The 19,625-nt window shown below is 70.8% G+C and carries 16 protein-coding genes; 11 read left to right on the forward strand and 5 right to left on the reverse strand.

Annotated features, from left to right (window positions below; all coding sequences use genetic code 11):
• Nucleotides 1-49 precede the first annotated feature (49 nt).
• The gene (locus tag JKJ07_RS35565) at nt 50-1,243 is read left to right on the forward strand and encodes a calcium-binding protein (protein ID WP_202996331.1); all 1,194 of its coding nucleotides are present in this window, start codon (nt 50-52) and stop codon (nt 1,241-1,243) included.
• Between the two features lie 299 nt (nt 1,244-1,542).
• Here JKJ07_RS35565 and JKJ07_RS35570 read toward each other — a convergent pair whose 3' ends face one another.
• Nucleotides 1,543-6,990, reverse strand: coding sequence for an ATP-binding protein (locus tag JKJ07_RS35570; protein ID WP_202996332.1), 5,448 nt, complete (start codon nt 6,988-6,990; stop codon nt 1,543-1,545).
• Between the two features lie 162 nt (nt 6,991-7,152).
• Between JKJ07_RS35570 and JKJ07_RS35575 the strand changes: the two genes are divergently transcribed.
• Nucleotides 7,153-7,509, forward strand: coding sequence for a response regulator (locus JKJ07_RS35575; protein WP_307834575.1), 357 nt, complete (start codon nt 7,153-7,155; stop codon nt 7,507-7,509).
• Here the strand turns inward: JKJ07_RS35575 and JKJ07_RS35580 are convergent.
• Nucleotides 7,487-8,140 (reverse strand): response regulator transcription factor, encoded by a 654-nt coding sequence (locus JKJ07_RS35580; RefSeq protein WP_202996334.1) that lies wholly within the window; start codon nt 8,138-8,140, stop codon nt 7,487-7,489. The two genes, JKJ07_RS35575 and JKJ07_RS35580, sit on opposite strands and share 23 nt — an antisense overlap.
• 89 nt (nt 8,141-8,229) lie before the next feature.
• On the opposite strand from JKJ07_RS35580, the gene JKJ07_RS35585 reads away from it, so the two are divergent.
• Nucleotides 8,230-8,505 carry a DUF5999 family protein gene (locus JKJ07_RS35585; protein WP_202996335.1) on the forward strand — a complete coding sequence of 92 codons (276 nt, stop codon included), beginning with the start codon at nt 8,230-8,232 and terminating at the stop codon, nt 8,503-8,505.
• A gap of 126 nt (nt 8,506-8,631) precedes the next feature.
• On the opposite strand, the gene JKJ07_RS35590 is transcribed toward JKJ07_RS35585, so the two are convergent.
• Entirely contained in the window at nt 8,632-9,036 is a 405-nt protein-coding gene (locus tag JKJ07_RS35590; protein ID WP_307834576.1) for a winged helix-turn-helix transcriptional regulator, read from the reverse strand.
• 102 nt (nt 9,037-9,138) lie between these two features.
• Between JKJ07_RS35590 and JKJ07_RS35595 the strand changes: the two genes are divergently transcribed.
• Nucleotides 9,139-9,504 carry a DoxX family protein gene (locus JKJ07_RS35595; protein ID WP_202996336.1) on the forward strand — a complete coding sequence of 122 codons (366 nt, stop codon included), beginning with the start codon at nt 9,139-9,141 and terminating at the stop codon, nt 9,502-9,504.
• Here JKJ07_RS35595 and JKJ07_RS35600 read toward each other — a convergent pair.
• A complete protein-coding gene (locus tag JKJ07_RS35600; RefSeq protein ID WP_202996337.1) occupies nt 9,484-10,884 on the reverse strand; it encodes an ATP-binding protein in 1,401 nt (466 codons plus the stop codon). The two genes, JKJ07_RS35595 and JKJ07_RS35600, sit on opposite strands and share 21 nt — an antisense overlap.
• A gap of 63 nt (nt 10,885-10,947) precedes the next feature.
• A complete protein-coding gene (locus JKJ07_RS35605) occupies nt 10,948-11,736 on the reverse strand; it encodes a DeoR/GlpR family DNA-binding transcription regulator (RefSeq protein WP_202996338.1) in 789 nt (262 codons plus the stop codon).
• On the opposite strand from JKJ07_RS35605, the gene JKJ07_RS35610 reads away from it, so the two are divergent.
• The 7 genes from JKJ07_RS35610 (at nt 11,692) to JKJ07_RS35640 (ending at nt 19,581) form a co-directional block, all read left to right on the forward strand.
• Nucleotides 11,692-13,164 (forward strand): alpha-glucosidase/alpha-galactosidase, encoded by a 1,473-nt coding sequence (locus JKJ07_RS35610; protein WP_307834577.1) that lies wholly within the window; start codon nt 11,692-11,694, stop codon nt 13,162-13,164. The two genes, JKJ07_RS35605 and JKJ07_RS35610, sit on opposite strands and share 45 nt — an antisense overlap.
• 82 nt (nt 13,165-13,246) lie before the next feature.
• Nucleotides 13,247-14,251 carry an SIS domain-containing protein gene (locus tag JKJ07_RS35615; RefSeq protein WP_202996339.1) on the forward strand — a complete coding sequence of 335 codons (1,005 nt, stop codon included), beginning with the start codon at nt 13,247-13,249 and terminating at the stop codon, nt 14,249-14,251.
• 34 nt (nt 14,252-14,285) lie between these two features.
• The gene (locus JKJ07_RS35620) at nt 14,286-15,590 is read left to right on the forward strand and encodes an ABC transporter substrate-binding protein (protein WP_202996340.1); all 1,305 of its coding nucleotides are present in this window, start codon (nt 14,286-14,288) and stop codon (nt 15,588-15,590) included.
• Nucleotides 15,590-16,522: a carbohydrate ABC transporter permease gene (locus JKJ07_RS35625; RefSeq protein ID WP_202996341.1), complete on the forward strand. Its 933-nt coding sequence runs from the start codon at nt 15,590-15,592 to the stop codon at nt 16,520-16,522. The genes JKJ07_RS35620 and JKJ07_RS35625 overlap by 1 nt, the downstream gene beginning before the upstream one ends.
• A complete protein-coding gene (locus JKJ07_RS35630; RefSeq protein WP_202996342.1) occupies nt 16,522-17,352 on the forward strand; it encodes a carbohydrate ABC transporter permease in 831 nt (276 codons plus the stop codon). Before JKJ07_RS35625 ends, JKJ07_RS35630 begins: the two co-directional genes overlap by 1 nt.
• Before the next feature lie 272 nt (nt 17,353-17,624).
• Nucleotides 17,625-18,587, forward strand: coding sequence for an NAD(P)H-dependent flavin oxidoreductase (locus JKJ07_RS35635; RefSeq protein ID WP_202996343.1), 963 nt, complete (start codon nt 17,625-17,627; stop codon nt 18,585-18,587).
• A gap of 19 nt (nt 18,588-18,606) precedes the next feature.
• Nucleotides 18,607-19,581, forward strand: a complete 975-nt coding sequence (locus tag JKJ07_RS35640) for a zinc-dependent alcohol dehydrogenase (protein WP_202996344.1) — start codon at nt 18,607-18,609, stop codon at nt 19,579-19,581.
• Nucleotides 19,582-19,625 lie beyond the last annotated feature (44 nt).

A 19,625-nucleotide genomic window follows, 5' to 3' on the forward strand; every position in this document is an offset into this window, starting at 1 on the left:
CTGTCGCGCCGGGGCGCGGAGCCGCGGCTCTCATGGGGGAGGCAAAACGATGAAACGGGCCTGGATCCCGGGTGTGGGTCTGACAGCGGTCGCGATCGGCGCGGCCGGCTGGTTCGCGCTGCCGGCCGAGGCGGCGACGGGCGGACTGGCCTCGGTCACGTCGAGCACGGTGGTGCAATACGCGGCCGCGGCCAAGGCGGTCAACAACGTCGTGATCACACGGTCGGGCCGCACGATCACGATCGACGACCGGGTCGCGGTGCGCGCGGGCAAGGGTTGCGCGGCGGTCAAGGGCGACTCGACGAAGGTCCGCTGCACCACGGCGGCCACGCCGGGGCAGGTGCGCGTGTTCACGTACGACGGCAACGACACGATCGTCAACAACACGAACGTGCCGCTGACGGCGAACGGCGGGCCCGGCAGCGACCGCATCACCGGCGGCTCGGCGGCCGACTACATCATGGGTGACGTGCTGGGCGCGGCCGGCTCGGGCAACGACGCCATCTGGGGCCTGGGCGGCGACGACAAGCTGTTCGGCGGCGGCGGCGACGACGCGATCTCCGGCGGCGACGGCAACGACTCGGTCAACTGGCCCACGAGCTTCGACCCGGGCCTGGGCAACGACCGCGTCTACGGCGGCAACGGCGACGACTTCCTGCTCGGCGGGGCCGGCAACGACCAGCTCTTCGGCGGGCCGGGCAACGACACACTGCAGTCGGGCTCGGGCAGCGACCGGATCGAGGGCGGCACCGGCAAGGACTATCTCGACGGCGGGGCCGACCTCGCGCCCGACGTGATGCTGGGCGGCCCCGGCGAGGACACGGTCGCCTACCTCGGGCGGACCAAGCCGCTGCACGTCAGCCTGGACGGGGTCAGCGGCGACGACGGCGAGGCCGGCGAGCGCGACACGCTGGGCGCGGACGTCGAGAACATCAACGGCGGCAAGGGCGACGACGTGCTGGTCGGCAACGCCCTCGCCAACCGGATCATGGGCCTGAACGGCAACGACACGGTCCGCGGCGGCGCCGGGAACGACGAGGTCGGCGGGGGCGACGGCGCCGACAAGGTGTACGGCGAGGCGGGCGACGACGTCCTGACCGCCGGCGAGGAGTGGGAAGGCGCGCCCAACACAGCCGTCGATCTGCTCGACGGCGGCCCGCACGGCCCGGTCGGCGACCGGTGCATCGCTCCCGAGGGCGACACGATGGTCAACTGCGAGCTCTTCGGCATCCGCCGCGACTGACCACCGCGCACCCCGAGGCCGACGTCCGGCCCGCAACGCGCCACACCCCAAAGCCGGCGCCCGGCCCGCAACGCGCCACACCCCAAAGCCGGCGCCCGGCCCGCAACGCGCCACACCCCAAAGCCGACGCCCGGCCCGCAACGCGCCACACCCCAAAGCCGACGGTCGGCCCGGCAACGCGCCGCGCCCCCGAGGGCGGCGTCCGGCCAGGCAACGCAGCAGCCCCGCACTCGCTTTTCGCGAGGGCGGGGCTGCTCAGTTTCGTGCGGGCCGGCGCTGCCGTCTTTGCCGGCCGGGCGTCAGCGCTGCTGGCGGCGCAGCGCGGTGTCGATGGCCTCGATGATGCGCGGCCGCATCTCGGTGGCCTTGATGACCGCGTCGACCGAGCCGACCTCGACCGCTCGCTCGATGCTGTGCACCCGGTCGAACTCCGCGGCCACCTCGCCCAGCTTCTCGGTGCGTACGGAGTTGCGCAGCTCCTCCAGTTCGGCCGCGAGCGCACCCCGGTCGGCGCCCGACGCGGCGGCCAGACGCTCCTCGGCCTCCTTGACGCGCGGGTCGGCGGCGGTGCGCCGGTTCACGTCGCCGGTGAAAACCACGGCCGCGGCCGGGGCGCCACCGAGCACCGAGGCGAACGAGCCCTCCAGCGCGAGCACGGTCATGTTCGGGTTGAGCATCTTCGAGAAGACCACGAACGCGCCGCCGTGATAGCGGGAGATCACCGTGAAGACGATCGGGCCGCGGAAGTTGACGATGGCCCGGCCGATCTCGGCCCCGTACTCGAGCTGCAGCTTGCGCATCGACTCGGGCGACCCGTCGAAGCCCGACAGGTTGGCCAGCACGACCAGCGGCCGGTTGCCCGACGCCGCGTTGATCGCCCGGGCCGCCTTCTTCGACGACCGCGGGAACAGGGTGCCCGCCGTGTACGTGTCGGGGCCGTCGGTGGGCGGGAAGCCGCGCCGCGGCACCGACCGCGACTCGATGCCGAGCAGACAGACCGGGATGCCGCCGAGGTGCACGTCCTGCACGACGGCCGTCTCGGCGTCGGCCATGCCGGCCCAGCGCTCCAGCACGGCGTGATCCTGGTCGGCCAGCGCCCGCATCACGACCCGGATGTCGAACGCCTTCTTGCGGTCGGGGTTGGCCGTGGCCGAGAAGATCTCGCCGACCGTGGTGAAGTCGCTGCCGGCCACGGTGTGCGGGAACGACGAGATGTCGCGGGTGACCGGGTCGGTCGTCGTGGCCCGCCGCGGGAACGCCTCGCCGGGCACGATGTAGGTGTGGTCGTAGTGCGCCATCAGCACCTCGCGGGCCGCGGCCAGGTTGGGCGCCCAGTACTGCGCCTGCCCGTTCGGGCCCATCACCCGGTCGTAGCCGCCGATGCCGAAGTTGTCCTCGGCCGAGACGCCGCCGGAGAAGTCGAGCGACTGCTTGCCGGTCAGCACCATGGCCGAGTCGGGCGTCATGACCAGGATGCCCTTGGTGTGCATGAGCATCGTGGCCTCGGCGTTCCAATACGGCTGGGCGCCGACGTTGATCCCCGCCACCACGATGTTGATCTCGCCGCCGGCCTGGGTGAACTCGACGATCCGCTTGAGGGCGGCCGCCACCCAGTCCATGTTCTCGGTGCCGGACTCCATCGAGATCCGGGCGCCGGCCGACAGCGCGTACCACTCCAGCGGCACCCGCAGCCGGTCGGCCAGGTCGAGCGCGGCGATCACGCGGCGGCATTCGGGCTCGGACAGCGCGCCCAGGGACTTGGTCGGGTCGCCCAGCAGCACCACGCGGGTGATCCCCTCGGGGTGGCGCTCGGTGCGGCTCGTGACCACACCGGCGACCAGGGCGGCCGTGTTTCGGCCCTTCGGCCGGTCGACGGGCACCAGTGCGTGCGACTCGTCGAGATCGTACTCCTCGAAGTCGCCGAGCAGCCGCGTCAACTCGTACGGGTAAACGGTGTTGCGGGCGACGGCGCGCAGGACTTTGAGCCGGTAGTTGTCGAGGGGCTCGACCGGCTCGTCCGTGGGCTCGCCGACGGTCAGCATCGGGGCGAAAGTCGCGTCCCGCGAGACGCGCACGGCGACCTTGGCCAGCTGACCCGACTGCGGGTCGCGCCACCGGCCGATGAAGAGGATCTCTTCCAGGCCCGCGCCCGCGCTCGTCGGCAGGACGCGCCGGACGATCATCTCGATCTCCTCGCGGGTGATCGAGATCGGCGGCCACACGTAGATGACGATGCGGTTGGTGCTGAACCGCTTGTCGGAGGGCCGCTGCGACTGGGCCCGGCGGATCGAGTCGAGGCAGGCCGCGATCGTGTCTTCGGCCGTGGGCAGCGAGACCAGGCGGCCGTCGTGCTCACGCAGCTCGGTCAGGTCGCGCACCTGGGCGAAGGCGATCAGCCGGTCGTCACCGGGGTTGTCCCGGGCGACGCCGCGGAACAGGTATACCTCTTCGTCGGAGGACGGCAGGCGGGTCAGGTCGAACTTGCGCAGCCGCTCCAGCTGCATGCGCTGCGCGATGTACGGGTGCAGGCCGCGGATCAGCCGTTCCTCGGTCAGGCCGGTGCTCGACGGACGCCACGTGAAGTGGTGATGCATGACCGCGCCGCCGCGACCGGCGACCGTGGTGGTCAGCCGGCGCACCTGCGAGGGCAGCGGGTGGGCGCTGACGATCTCGTGCAGCGCGGCCGCCATGGCGTCGGGGTCGGTCGGCTGGCCCTCCCATGACAGGTAGATGTCGGCGTCGATCGCCGCGTCGCCGGCCAGCGCGGCCAGCCCGTCGAGCGCGGCGCCCAGGCCGTCGAACGGCACGGCGGCCGAGGCGATCCATGAGCCCTCGCGCTCGGCGACGACGAAGATCCCCGACGTCCGCAGGCTGGTCAGGCCCTTGTTGCCGTAGTAGCGGCGGGTCAGCACCTCGAGCATGACCGAGTTGTCGAGGTTGTTGCGCACGAGGCGCTGGCCGAGCAGGCGGACCAGCGGCTCGGTGCTGCGGACCATCTCGGCGATGCGCTCGCCGCGGTCGGGCGACTGCGGCTCGGCGTCGAGGTGGCGCAGGTGCTTGCGGATGCCGGAGTAGACGCGGGCCCGGTTGCGCAGCAGCAGCGGCTGGCCGAACCACGAGAACACGACGCCGCGGGCGAGGTCGGCCAGGGCCGGATAGCGCACCTGGGTGGCCGCGATCAGCCGCTCGAGGGCCAGACCGGCCGGCTCGCGGAGCGTGTCGTCGGGCGGGGACGTCGTCAGCCAGGCCCGCAGCAGGGTCGCGATCACCGCGGCGTCGGCCGACGCGCGCTGCTGGGCCAGGAAAATGCGGAAGACGGCGGCCTCGAGCTCCGGCGTGCGCTCCAGCTCCTGTACGCCGTAGTGGCCGACCGCCTTGGACAGCCGGGCCTGGAACGACTCGGGCAACCCGGCCCGCTCGACGTCGAGGCTCTGCAAGTAGGTGTGGAAGAACTCGCGCGCGCTGTGCACGTGGGTGTCGCTGAGGCCGTCGTCGCCCGCGGAGCGGTTGCGGCTGAGCTCGGCCAGGTCGGCGAAGACCTCGATCAGCTCGACCTCGCCGGCCAGCGGACGGCGGGACTCGGCCGCGGCGGCCGTCACGTAGTCACCCAGCACGCGGCGCTCGTCGAGCGGGTCGACGTCGAACCCGAGCAGCAGGCTGCGCAGGTCTTCCTGGCCCCGGGCGACCCGCTGAGCGGCGGTCGGCTCGGCCGGGGCGGCGGGCAGGTCGATATCGATGTCGCCCGCGGCGGCCTCCTGCTCGGCCTCGTCGTCGCCGATCGGGTCGAGGCGCAGCAGCGCGGCCCCCGAGTCGACCTTGGCGCCGACGGTGACCAGCACCTCCTTGACGCGGGCCTTGAACGGCGCGCGGAGCACGGCCTCCATCTTCATGGCCTCGAGCACGAGCACGGGCGCGCCCGACTCGACCTCGGCGCCGACCTCGAGCGGGGTGGCGATGACCAGGGCCGGCATCGGGGAACGGAGCACGCCGCCCTCGTCGCGGCTGATCCGGTGGGTGACGCCGTCGACCTCGACCAGGTGGATCGCGCCGTGCGCGCCGGTGAGCACCCGGTGCCGCTCGCCGTTGACCGTGATGCGGCCGGTGTGCTTGTCGAAGCGCTCGAGCTCGACGTCGGCCGTGCGCACCTCGTGACCGGCCTCGATGCCGACGCGGAACCGGCGGGCGCCGACCCGGGCGACCCGGACGCGATAGGCAGCGCCACGCAGCTTGAGGTCGAGGGGCGTGCCGCTCTCGTGCCGCACCTGGGGGCGCCCGCCGAACGCGGTCGACAACAGCCGCTGCTGCTCGGTGCGCTCCTCCTCCTCATACGCCTCGATCGCGGCCGCGGCCAGCGCGACGGCGGAGTGCTTGTGCGAGACGAGCCGGCCCTCACCCCGTACGCGGTCGATCCACCCCGTGTCGGCCGAGCCGTCGATCACCTCGGGCTGGTCGAGCAGGTCGAGCACGAAGCTCTTGTTGGTCGCCCCGCCCTCGATGACCACGGTCGTGTCGGCCATCGCCCGGCGCAGCCGCCCCAGGGCCTCGTCACGATCCTTCCCGTACGCGATGACCTTGGCGATCATCGAGTCGAAGTCACCGGGGATCGTGTCGCCCTCGCTCACCCCCGTGTCGACGCGGATGCCGGGGCCGGCGGGCAGGTCGAGCCGGGCGATGCGGCCCGGCGACGGGGCGAAGTCGCGGTCGGGGTCCTCCGCGTTGAGGCGGGCCTCGACGGCGTGACCGCGCTCGCGGGGCGGCTCGCCGGTCAGCCGGTTGCCCGACGCGACGTGCAGCTGGGCCTTGACCAGGTCGAACCCGGTGGTCGACTCGGTGATCGGGTGCTCGACCTGCAGGCGCGTGTTGACCTCGAGGAAGGCCAGCAGGTCGTCGCCCGGGTGATAGAGGAACTCGACCGTGGCCGCGCCGCGATAGCCCACCGCGACGGCCAGGCGCTCGGCCGACGCCTTGAGCTCGAGCACGCGCTCGGGCGGCAGGACCGGCGACGCCGACTCCTCGATGACCTTCTGGTTGCGCCGCTGCACCGAGCAGTCACGCACGCCAAGCGCCCACGCGGTGCCCTCGCCGTCAGCGATCACCTGGACCTCGACGTGCCGGGCGCCGGTGACCAGGCGCTCGAGGAAGACGACACCGCTGCCGAACGCGCGGGCGGCCTCCTGGCTGGTGCGCTCGTAGGCGTCGGCCAGCTGGTCGGGGTCGCGCACGACGCGGATGCCCCGGCCGCCGCCACCGGCGGTGGCCTTGAGCATGAGGGGGTAGCCGATGTTGCCCGCGGCGGCCAGCGCGGCCTCGAGCGTCTCGACCGGGCCGCGGCTCCACGGCGCGACCGGCACCCCGACCTCCTCGGCGATCAGCTTCGCGCCGATCTTGTCGCCGAGCTTGCGCATGGCCTCAGGGCTGGGACCGACGAACGTGATGCCGATGCGCTCGCACAGCTCGGCGAACGCCGGATCCTCGGCCACGAAGCCCCAGCCGACCCACGCCGCGTCGGCGCCGGTGTCGACCAGCGCGCGCTCGAGCGTCTTGAGGTCGAGATAGGGCCGGGCGGCGGCGGGGCCCAGGTCGTAGGCGATGTCGGCTTCCCGCACGAACGTCGAGCCTCGGTCGACGTCGGTGAACAGCGCCACCGTCTCGATCGGGGTCGCGGTCTCCGCGGACAGCTCACGGACCGCGTGGATGAGCCGCATGGCGGCCTCACCACGGTTGACGATGGCAATGCGACTGAACACCGGAAAGAGCCCCTACCTCACCTCGAAAAAGCTTCGTCAGGAGACTACAGGTGACGCCAAGTGAGGGACACGACCTTCGGTAGGGGGTCGCTTGAGCCGTTGGTACGGGGGTTCCTGCTAGCAGGAATGTGTACCCGGCAAAGACCTGGAAACCTTGGTGACGTGACCCTGCGCTGCCTGCTCGTCGACGACAACGACCACTTCCTCGCCGCCGCGCGCGACCTGCTCGAGCGCGAGGGCGTGGAGGTTGCGGGCACCGCCTCGGACATCGCGGGTGCGCTCGGCCGGGCCGGGGAACTCATCCCGGACGTGGCGCTCGTCGACGTCAACCTCGGGTCGGAGAGCGGCTTCGAGCTGGCCCGGCGCCTCTCCCCCACGCCTGTGATCATGATCTCCACGCACGCCGGGGACGACTACGCCGATCTGGTCGAGGAGAGCCCGGCCATCGGTTTCCTCTCGAAGCTGGACCTTTCGGGCGCGGCGGTGCGCCTGCTGCTCAGCGCGCCTCCAGGAAAGTGAGCACGGCCAGCACCCGGCGGTGATGATCGTCGGTCTCGGGCAGTTTGAGCTTGGACAGCACCGCGCGGACGTGTTTCTCCACCGTGCCCTCGGTGATCCACAGGCGGCGCGCGATGCCGGAGTTGGACTGACCCTCGGCCATCTGGGCCAGCACCTCCCGCTCGCGGGCGCTGAGCACGGCCAGCGGGTCGTCGCGGCGGCGCGCGGTGACCAGCTCGGAGACCAGTCCCGGGTCGATGACCGAGCCGCCGGCGGCGATCCGCTCGACCGCGCTCAGGAATTCCTGCACGTCGGTGATCCGGCTCTTGAGCAGGTACCCGATGCTGCGCCCGCCGGCCAGCAGCTCCATGGCCTGGTCGACATCGGCGTACGCGGAGAGCACCAGCACGCCGGTGCCGGGCAGCTCGGCCCGGATCTCGCGGGCGGCCTGCAGACCCTCGGTCGTGTGCGTCGGCGGCATCCGCACGTCGGCCACGACGAGGTCCGGCTTGGTGGCCCGGACGAGCTTCATCAGCTCGGCGGCGTCACCGGCCTGCCCGAGCACGTCGAGCCCCTCGCGCGTGAGCAGGCTGGCGATCCCCTCGCGCAGCAGAACGTCGTCCTCGGCCACAACCACCCTGAGCCCCGTCATGGCGGAATTATGCGGCTACCGGGTAGCCGGTATCGAACAGTGGGGGTGGCCTCGATGTGCGCGGCGCCCGATTTCACGACGCTATGAGCATGTGTACGCACACTCCCGAGTGCCCGCCGATCGACCAGCCGGGCTGGGACACCGCAGCGTTGCTCGTCCACCACGACGACCTGGGCTGGCGCATGTTGTGCAACGGCGCGATCCTGCTCGACGCGGCCGTGAAGCCGGAGCCCGCGCCCACGGTGACGGTCACCGAGATGCCTTTCCGAGCCAACCGCACCCGTACGCGTTCCCGCGCCCGCGCCGCCCGCCGCGCCCCCGCCGCAGGCCGCCGCAAACCGGCCGCCCAGCCCCTCGCCGCCTGACCGCACACCTCCGCGCACCCAACACCGTCCGCCGCGTGATCGCGCAACTCCGCGCACTCGACGCCACTCGCCGCCTGATGCGCACCTCCGCGCACTCGGTGCCGCGCGCTGGTCGTTTCGCGCGAGTCAGGTCCGGTTCGCCGCTTGGCTGCTCGTCTCCGCGCGGTCGGCGTAGGCGGCCCGGCTGGCCTCGATCGCGGGCACGTGCTGCATCGCCCAGCCGGCCAGCGCGAGCGCGGGCGGGATCAGGCTCCGGCCCATCGGCGTGAGCTCGTACTCCACCCGCGGCGGCACCTCGGCGTGGACCGTGCGCGAGACCAGCCCGTCCCGCTCGAGATTGCGCAAAGTCAGAGTGAGCATCCGCTGCGAGATGCCCGGGATCTGGTGCTGCAGGTCGGTGAAGCGGACCCGGCTGCGCTCGAGCGTCGCGACCACCAGCAGCGTCCACTTGTTGCAGATCTGGTCGAGGATCGCGCGCAACGTCTTGCCGCCGTCGCCGCGGATCATGCACGTGTGCTCGTACTCCGACACGGCACCTCCCTGTGCCTCAGGCACACGCTTGTGCCTTTTGTAAGCCTCGCGAAAGTACCTCATGATGTGGCTACTTACGTTCAGTAACCATAGGGGCTCACCATGGAAATCGCATACTGGATCGTCGGCGGCCTGCTGGCGCTGTTCTACGTCTACGCCGGCGCGATGAAGACCCTGCGCACCCGCGAGCAGTTGCTGCCGATGATGGCCTGGGTCGATAAGACCCCCATGCCCCTCGTACGCGGGATCGGCGTGCTCGAGGTGCTCGGCGCGCTCGGCCTCATCCTGCCCCCGCTGACCGGCATCGCCCCCGCGCTCGCCCTCGCGGCCGCGATCGGCCTCGTGCTCGTGCAGATCGGCGGCATCATCGTGCACGTCTCCCGCGGCGAGACCAAGGTGATCGGCCTCAACATCGCCCTCCTCGTGCTGGCCGCCGTGGCCGCCTGGCTAGCCACCGTTTGGTTGTAGCTCGTTCCTGCTCGTTTCCAGGGGAATCCTGCACGTCACGGTCGTTCCCGCGCCGGCCGGGCTGCTCACGTCGAAGGACCCGCCGAGCGCCTCGATGCGGTCCTTGAGCCCGAGCAGCCCGGTGCCGCCCGCGAAGTCGGCCCCGCCCGAGCCGTCGTCGTGCACCGTGAGCAGCAGGCAGCCGTCCGCCACGTGCGCCGAGACCTCGACCACCTCGGCGCCCGCGTGCTTGACCGCGTTGGTCAGCACCTCGGAGACGACGTAGTAGGCGCCCACCTCGACGGGCTGGGGCAGCCTGTTCTCCAGCCGCACGTCCACCTCGACGGGCAGCGGGGACCGCCGGGCGAGCGCTCGCAGGGCCGGCCGAAGCCCGTTGTCGGACAGGACGGCCGGGTGGATGCCCCGGGACAGCTCCCTCAGCTCGTCGATGACCGTCATCAGGTCGCCGCCGATCTCGGCCACTTCCTCGCTCTTCTCGCCGTCGTGCGCGGCCGTGCGCAGCCGCAGGGCGAGCGCGACCAGCCGCTGCTGCGCGCCGTCGTGCAGGTCGCGCTCGATGCGGCGGCGGGCCTCGTCCGCGGCGGCCACGATGCGCGCGCGGGAGCTGATCAGTTCCGCACGACTTTGCGCGTCGGCGACGGCGGTGGCCACCAGTTCGGTGTAGTCACTCGTGCGCGCCTCGGTGTCGTCGGGCAGGCTGCCGCCGGCCGACCCGACCGCGAACATCCCCCACAACCGGCCGTTCACGACGATCGGGACACCGACGGCGGTGGCGTCCAGCCGCGCCGAGTGCGCGGTCTCGCGTACGCGTCTGATCAGGTCTTCCGGAACCTTGGCCGCCTCGGACCCGTGGCAGGCGAGCTCGGTCGTCGAGCCGTCCAGCTCGTAGCGGACGAGCGCCGCGGTGTCGCTGCCCAGATGGCGCCGGACCTCCTTGGTGGCCGCCTCGAACACCCGCTGCGGCGCCTCACCCCGGGCGATCAGCAGCGCGAGCCGGCGCAGCGAGGCCTGCACCTCGGCCATGTCGCCGCGCGCCCGCTCCGCCTCGACCGCGCGCCGGCTGGTCACCGTGGTCACCGCGCCGACGATCACGGCCATCCCGAGGAACGTGCCCAGCAGCGTGAACGCCGCCTCGTTGAGGTCGCGGAAGGGCGGCAGGTAGAACCAGTCGTACGCGAGGATGGCCGCCGTGCCCACGGGCAGCGCGAACAGGATGCCCGCCGCGCGTGCGACGAGCAGCACGACTGCTAGCAGCATGAGCGCGTACGGGATCGCGTGGATGTGGCCGACCGCGAACTCGCCCGCCGCCCGCGCGATCACGAACGACACGACGCCCGCGACGGCCGACAGCCCGACCTGGATCGGAAAGGGAATCCGCACGCCACGAGGCTGCCACCGCGCGGTCCCCGGGCACAACGCCCGGGGACGCTCAGTTGACGATGATCACGTCTCGTCCGTCTTCTCGTTCACAACGACCACCTCGACACCCGTACGCCGGATGGCCTCGAGCTCCACCGGGTCGGCGCTCGCGTCGGTCACCAGCCGCGCGATGCCGTTGATCGGGCAGATGCCGGCCAGGCAGGTCTTGCCGATCTTCGAGCCGTCCGCCACCACGATCACCGTACGGGCCCGCTTGATCATCGTGGCGTTGGTGTTCGCCTCGATCTCGTCGTGGGTCGTCAGGCCGCCCCGCGCGTTGATGCCGTCGACGCCGACCACCGCGATGTCGAAGTTGAGCCCGTGCAGTGCCTGGTCGGCGATCGGGCCGACCAGCTCGTAGGACTGGGTGCGGGACACCCCGCCCGTCATGATCAGTTTGAGCCGGGGGCGTAGGGCGAGCTCATGAGCGATGTTGAGCGCGTTGGTCACGACCGTGAGGTCGACCCGGTCGGCGAGCAGGCGGGCCAGCAGGTGGGTGGTCGTCCCGCCGGTGAGGCCGAGCGAGAGCGGCCCCCGCGGGAGCATGGCCGCGACCGCCCGGGCGATGATCGCCTTCTCCTCCCGGTGCTGACCGGCCCGATAGCGCACCGGCAGCTCGTACGCGACGTCGACCGCGACCGCGCCGCCGTGGGTGCGCGCCAGCAGCCGCTGATCCTCCAGCACCTGCAAGTCGCGCCGGATGGTCGCCGGCGACACCTGGAACTTGCCGGCGAGGTTCCCGACGTCGACCGAGTCACCGGCGGCGAGGTGATCGACGATGGCCGACATGCGGTCGGCGCGGCGGAGAGACATTCGTTTCCCCCGATAGGGCGGATTGATCAAATGCGCAATCAAAATAGTTCGTTTGTTGTCGATTCGCCAGTCAACCTTGTGCGGATCTGCTCGCGGCCGAACAATCCGCTCATGACCGTGATCGCGTTTCTGGGCGCCGGCAGTGTCGTCTTCACCCGCGAGCTGCTGGCCGACATCCTGTCCTTCGACGAGCTCCGCGGTGTCACCCTGGCCCTGCACGACATCGACCCCGAGCGCCTCGCCACCGCCGAGCTGATCGCCCGGCGTACGGCCGAGCAACTCGGCGCCTCCCCCGAGATCACCACTCATCTCGACCGCCGGGCCGCCCTCGACGGGGCCGACTTCGTGATCAACGCGATCCAGGTCGGGATGTACCCGGCGACGGTCAAGGACTTTGAGATACCGGCGAAGTACGGCCTGCGCCAGACGATCGCGGACACGCTTGGGGTAGGCGGCATCTTTCGCGCGCTGCGCACGTTTCCAGTACTTGACGGCATTGCGGCGGACATGCTGGAGCAGTGCCCACAGGCGTGGTTGCTGAACTACACCAACCCCATGGCCATGAACGTCGCGTACCTTGCGGCGATCGCGCCGGGACTGCGGGTGGCTGGTCTCTGTCACTCGGTTTTTTGGACCGTTCATGATCTGGCTGAGCTCCTCGGGGTGCCGCTGGACGAAGTGGACTACACCGGTGCGGGCGTCAACCACCAGGCTTGGTTGCTGCGCTTCGAGCACCGAGGGGCGTCACTGTATCCGCGGCTCGACGAACTGCTGGAAAGTTATCCACAGCTGCGCCGGCGGGTTCGGATGGACATGTACGCGAGGCTTGGCTACTTCCCGACAGAGACGAGCGAACACTCGTCGGAGTACGTGCCCTGGTATCTGCATCACGACGAGGAGATCGAGCGGCTGCGCATCCCGGTCGGCGACTATCTGCAGATCAGCGCCGACAACGTGGCCGAGTACCACTCGACGCGGCAGTCGTTGCTGGCCGGCGAGCCGCTGGACCTGACCCGCGACGCCACGGAGTACGCCCCGCAAGTTATCCACAGCATCGTCACGGGCCAGCAGCGTCGGGTACACGCCAATGTCCCGAATCGTGGTCTGATCACCAACCTGCCGAGCGACTATGCGGTCGAGGTCCCGTGCGTGGTCGACCGTCTCGGCGTCCGCCCGGAATACGTGGGCGAGCTGCCGGTGCAGTGCGCGGCGCTCAACCGCTCATTCGTCAGCGTGGGCCAGCTGACCGTCCAGGCCGCCCTGACCGGCGACCCGCGCACGGTTCGTCAGGCCGCCATGGTCGACCCCAACACGGCCGCAACCCTGACCGTGGACCAGATCTGGCAGCTCTGCGACGACCTGACCACCGCCCACGGCGACCTCCTGCCGCCCGCATTGCGCCGGACCCTCGCGTCGCCGTCGGTATAGATCGCCGTAAACGCGCACTCCAGATTGTTCGTTTCATGCTCGGATCTTGTTAAGCGAGCAGAAACGAGCATAATCCGCAGACATGAATGCCACCTCGGCCGAGATCGCCAGTCAGCCGGACGTCTGGGCTCGTGCCGCCGAGGAGCTCACCGCCTCGGCGGCACGGGAGCTCGCCGCACCCGGCGAACGCATGCTGATCCTCGGGTGCGGCACCTCCTGGTTCGTCGCGCAGAGCCTGGCCGAGCTGCGCGAGAGCGCACAGCTCGGCGAGACTGACGCGGTCTGCGCCTCCGAGTTCCGGCCGCGCCGCCGCTACGACCGCGTCGTCGCGGTGACCCGTTCCGGAACGTCCACCGAGGTGCTCGAGGCGCTGCGGCAGGTCCCGTCCGGCGCCCACCGCGTCGCGATCACCGCGGTCGAGAACGAACCCGTCGACGACCTCACGGACACACGGATCCTGCTCGACTTCGCCGACGAACGCAGCGTCGTGCAGACCCGCTTCCCCACCACGGTGCTCGCGCTCGCGCGAGCCACCTTTCAGCACGCAAGCGAAACGCCCGACCTCGCACAGGCGCAAGCCGCACTGTCCACAGCCGATTCGCTCAACCTCGCGCAACCACGAGACGTACGACTCAACGCCGCCTCGCCACCACAAAACGCGCGCTTCAGCCCGGAATCGCTCGTCGCCGACGGCCTCGAGGCGCTCACCCTGACCCTCCCGGCCGACCCGGCCGACATCGATCACCTCGTGTTCCTGGGCACCGGCTGGACGGTCGGGCTCGCTCACGAAGCGGCACTCAAGGTGCGCGAGGCCGCTCAGGCGCACTCCGAGTCCTATCCCGCGATGGACTTCCGGCACGGCCCGGTCGCCGTGGCCGGGCCGCGCAGCCTCGTCTGGTCACTGGGCGACGTGCCGCCCGAACTCGACGACGTCGCACGCGGCGCGGGCGCCACCACATACCGGAATGATCTTGATCCTTTGGCTCAGCTTCTGCTCGTCCAGCGCTTCGCGCTGGCCCTGGCCGCCCACCGCGGTCTCGACCCCGACAACCCGCGATTGCTCACCAGATCCGTCGTCCTCACCTGAACCGCGACATTCCCGCAAGCGGAGGTGCCACGAGATGACCACACGATTTCGACTGCTCGCCGGCGGCGTCGGCGCCGTCATGTTCCTCTCCGCCTGCATGGGCGGCACGACCGACAACGGCAAGGACTCGGCCGCCGGCTACGACCCGAGCGCGACGGTCGAGCTGACCTGGTGGACCGGGCAGACCGAGGAGGCCGAGAAGGTCGCCGAGGCCCTCGCCGCCGAATACCACGCCGCCCACCCCAACGTCACGATCAAGACGTCGCCCGGCGCCCCGACCACGGACGACCTGCTCACCAAGCTGTCCGCGGGGTTCGCCGGTGGCAGCTACCCCGACATCTCGTACGCGTACGGCAACTGGGCCGGCGACCTCGGCGCCAGCGGAAAGACGCAGGACCTGACCTCGTACGTGCAGGAACCGTCGTTCGGATGGACGGAGATGCCCGAAGCTGCGCGTACGGTCGCCACCGCCGACGGCAGAGTGATCGGTGTACCCGCACTCGTGGACAACCTCGCGCTCATCTACAACAAGGCCATCTTCGACAAGGCCGGCGTCGACTACCCCACCGACGACTGGACCTGGGAGCAGTTCCGCGAGGCGGCCAAGAAGCTCACCGACCCCGCGACCAAGACGTACGGCACCGCCTATTCGGTGTCGGGCAGCGAGGACACGACCTGGCACCTGTGGCCGCTGCTCTGGCAGAACGGCGGCAAGATCCTCGACGGCACGAAGCCCGCGTTCAACTCCGACGCCGGGGTGACCGCGCTCGAGACGCTGCGGCAGATGGCGGTCGACGACAAGTCCATGTACCTCGATCAGACGGACGAGAAGTACCACCCGTTGTTCAACAGCGGACGGGTCGCCATGATCCTGACCGGGCCGTGGGCGCTGCTCGAGATCAAAGAGGCCAAGCTCTCGTACGGGGTCACCAACCTGCCGGGCGTGAACGGCGACCACCAGACCGTCTCCGGCCCCGACCTGTGGGTCTTGTTCGACCATGACGACGCGAACCGGGCCGGCGCCGCCCGCGACTTCGTGAAGTGGCTGACCAGCGCCCAGACCGACGCGAAGTGGAACCTGAAGGTGGGCAACCTGCCGCTGCGGTCCACCGAGAAGGAGACCCCGGAGTTCGCCGCGTACGTGAAGGAGTACCCGGGCGGGCAGAAGTTCTTCGACAACCTGGCCAACGCCAAGCAGGCCCGGCCGACCGTGCCTGGCTACGAGGTGCTTTCGCGCAACGTGGGCGACGCGATCGCGTCCGTGCTGCAGGGCCGCCAGACGGCGAAAGAGGCGCTCGACGCGGCGGCCAAGAAGTCGGCCGACGCTGTGGTGAACTGATGGCGATCACGTTCGCGGCGTCCTCGCACGCGACCGTCCGGCGGGCCCGGCCGCGCGGCCGGGCCGTCCGCCGCAACCTCACCGGCTGGGCGTTCGCCGGCCCGGCCACCGCCCTGGTCGTCGGCCTGTCGTTGTTCCCGGCCATCTGGGCGTTCTTCATCTCGCGGGCCCGCTGGAACGGCATCGCCCCGGGCGTCCAGGTCGGCTGGAGCAATTACCAGCGGCTGGCGAGCGACCCGGACATGCTCGCCGCAGCGCGGCACACGCTGTTGCTGACCGTCCTGTTCGTCCCGTCGTCGATCGTGCTCGGCATCGTCATCGCGATCGCGCTCAACCAGCGCATCCGGCTGATCGGTTTCTATCGAACATGCATCTTCGTCCCGTACGTGGCGTCCGCCGCGGCCACCGGCATCCTGGCCGGGTTCGTCTTCAACCCGCAGTTCGGCGCGGCCAACGACGTGCTGCGCCACCTGGGCATCCCGCAGCAGCAGTTCCTCGAGAGCCCGACCCAGGCCCTGTACGTGATCTGCGTGATCGCGCTGTGGGGCGAGGTCGGCTTCACCACCGTGATCTACCTGGCCGCCCTCCAGGACATCCCGAAGGAGCTGGTCGAGGCCGCGCGCATGGACGGCGCGAGCCGCTGGCGCGTGTTCCGTCACGTCACGATGCCCGAGCTGCGCCCGGTGACCGTCTTCGCCGCGGTCTGGCAAACGATCACAGCCGTGCAGTTGTTCGACCTCATCTATACAACTACGCGCGGCGGGCCGCTCAACAGCACGCAGACGGTCGTCTACTACATCTACGAGCTGGCCTTCCAGACGCAGCGACTCGGATATGGGGCCGCGGCCGCGTACCTGCTCTTCGCGGTCACCCTGCTGCTGACCCTCGGCATCATCTGGTACAGCCGTCGCCGCGGCTCGGAGGTGTTCTGATGCAGTCCCCCAAGCGCCGGCTGCCGTTCAGCGCCTGGCACCTGCTGCTCATGCCGCTCGCGCTGCTGTTCGTGCTCCCGCTCGTGCAGATGGTGCTCACCTCGTTCATGAGCAGCGCCGAGATCAATCAGTTCCCGCCCAAGCTGCTGCCCACCTCGCTGCACATCGAGGGCTACCGCGCCCTGCTGACCGAGACGCCGGCACTACGCTGGTTCGCCAACACGGTGCTCGTCTCAACCGTCTCAGTGCTGGCCCACCTGGTGCTCTGCTCGATGGCCGGCTACGGCTTCGCCCGGCTCAAGTTCGCCGGCCGGGGTGTCGCGTTCCTGGTCATCATCGCCACCGTGATGATCCCGATCCAGCTGCTGATGATCCCGACCTACCTGATGTTCGCCCGCATCGGCATCGTCGACACGCTCGCCGCCGCGTTCGTCCCATGGCTGGCCTCGGCGTTCGGCATCTTCCTGATGCGCCAGTTCTTCCTGGCCCTGCCGGTCGAACTGGAGGAGGCCGCCCGCATCGACGGCTGCGGCACGTGGCGCACGTTCCGCAGCATCGTGCTGCCCCTGGCCCGCCCCGCCCTGGCCACGCTGGCCGTGTTCACCCTGCTGTCCAGCTGGAACGACCTGCTCTGGCCCCTGGTCGCCATCTCCGACGACAACCGTTTCACGCTGCAGGTCGGCCTGGCCAACTTCCAGGGCATGCGCCGCACAGAGTGGTCGCAACTGATGGCCGGCAACGTCCTCGCCACCGCGCCCCTGATCGTGGCGTTCCTGTTCGCGCAGAAACGCTTCATCGCCACCATGACGTTCTCAGGCCTGAAAGGCTGACCCCAACCCGCCGCCGCCGACGCCCATCGCCAGCCAACCGCCCCGCCACCAGCCACCGCTCACCGCCAGCCACCGCTCACCGCCAGCCACCGCTCGCCCCCAGCCACCGCTCACCGCCAGCCACCGCTCGCCCCCAGCCACCGCTCGCCGCCAGCCACCGCTCGCCCCAGCCACCGCTCGCTCCCACCTACTGCTCGCCGCCTGCCACCGCACCGGCGCTGACGCGTTGTCAGTGGGGCATGCGCGGTGCCTGGTTGCGCGATGATGCGCGCATGACGCTGCCCACGCGATTCACCGACCTCTTTCGCGTGCACCACCCGATCGCGCTCGCCCCCATGGGTGGCTCGGCCGGTGGGGCCCTGACCGCGGCCGTCTCGCGGGGCGGTGGGTTCGGCATCCTGGGCGCCGCGTACGGCGACCGCGAGTGGCTGGCCCGTGAGCTGCCGATCGCCGCGAGCAGCGGCCAGCCGTACGGCGTCGGCTTCCTGACGTGGGCGATCGATGCCGCCGCGGTCCACCACGCCCTTGACCTGGGCGCCACCACGATCATGTTCTCGTTCGGCGACCCCGGCCCGTACGTGGAAGTTGTTCGTTCCGCCCAAGCGCGCATCATCGTGCAGGTCACCGATCTCGAGGAGGCCAGGCGTGCCGCCGATCTGGGCGCCGACGTCATCGTCGCGCAGGGCACCGAGGCCGGCGGTCACGGCGCGCGGCGGGGCCGGTCGACGCTCCCGTTCGTGCCCGTCGTCGCCGATCTGGTGGCGCCGATCCCGGTGCTGGCAGCGGGCGGGATCGCGGACGGCCGCGGGGTGGCGGCGGCCCTCGCGCTGGGTGCGGACGGCGTCCTGATCGGCACCCGCTTCCAGGCCACCGCCGAGGCCCTGGTCGAACCGTCCACCATGAGGGCGCTGCTGGCCGGCCGCACCGACGAGACCGAACGCAATCGGGTGCTCGACCTCGCGCGCGGGTCCGCATGGCCGTCGCGATGGACCGCTCGCACGCTCGGTCATCCTTACCTGGACCGCTGGCGGGACCGCGAGGCCGAGCTCGCGGCCGATGCTCAGGCTGTCCGGGGTTATCAGGACGACATCGCCCGCGGCGTCATCCCCGCGATGCCGGTATGGGCGGGCGAGGGCGTCGATCTGATCACCGATGTGCCGTCGGCCGCCGATCTGGTCGGCGACCTGATCACGCAGGCGGAAGCGGCGTTCGCGCGAGCCGGGCGCCGAACCTGAGCGATGTTAGCGTCGGAGCATGCTCGTTTCGCGCCTGCACGCCGCCGGAGATGTTCGTTTGCACACCGAGGAGCCTCCGGCGCCGGCCGGGGCTGACGATCGTCTCGTCGAGGTGACATCCGTCGGGATCTGCGGCTCCGATCTGCACTGGTTCACCGAGGGCGCGATCGGTGACGCCGCAGTGGCTCGGCCGCTGGTGCTCGGGCACGAGATGGCCGGTGTGATCCGCGGAGGGCCTGACGACGGCGTCCGCGTGGCGATCGATCCGGCCATTCCGTGCGAGCAGTGCGAGCCGTGCCGCGAGGGCGACGTCAACCTGTGCCTCAACATCGTCTTCGCCGGGCACGGCAGCTGCGACGGCGGCCTGCGGCAGTTCATGGCGTGGCCGGCCCACCGCCTGCACCGGCTGCCCGACTCCATCTCCGACGACGAGGGCGCCCTGCTCGAGCCGCTGGGTGTCGCGCTGCACGCGCTCGACCTCGCGCACATGCGGATGGCCTCCACGGTCGCCGTTGTGGGCTGCGGTCCGATCGGCCTGCTGCTCATCCAGCTGGCTCTGCGGCACGGCGCCACCCGGGTCGTGGCGGCCGAGCCGTTGCCCCACCGGATGGCCGCCGCCGAGCGTTTCGGCGCGGAACACGCGGACGAGTCGAAGGCGATCGCCGACGTGGTCTTCGAAGTCTCCGGCTCCGAAGCCGCCGTCGACACGGCGTTGCGGCTGGCCAAGCCCGGCGCCCGGGTGATCCTGGTCGGCATCCCCGACGGCGATCGCACGTCGTTCAGCGCCGCGCAAGCCCGGCGCAAGGGTCTCAGCCTGGTGCTGTCGCGCCGGATGGGCGAGGTCTACCCCCGCGCGATCGACCTGACCGCGCGGGGGCTGGTCGACCTGAAACCACTGGCCACCGACGTCTTCCCCCTCAAAGACATCAACGCCGCCCTGACCGCGGCCGCGGCCCGCACCGGCTTGAAGGTGCTCGTCCACCCACACGACTAACCGCGGCCGCGGCGCCACCAGCCTGAAGGTGCCTATCCACCCAC

The organism is Paractinoplanes lichenicola (assembly GCF_016785085.1).
Lineage (GTDB): Bacteria > Actinomycetota > Actinomycetes > Mycobacteriales > Micromonosporaceae > Actinoplanes > Actinoplanes lichenicola.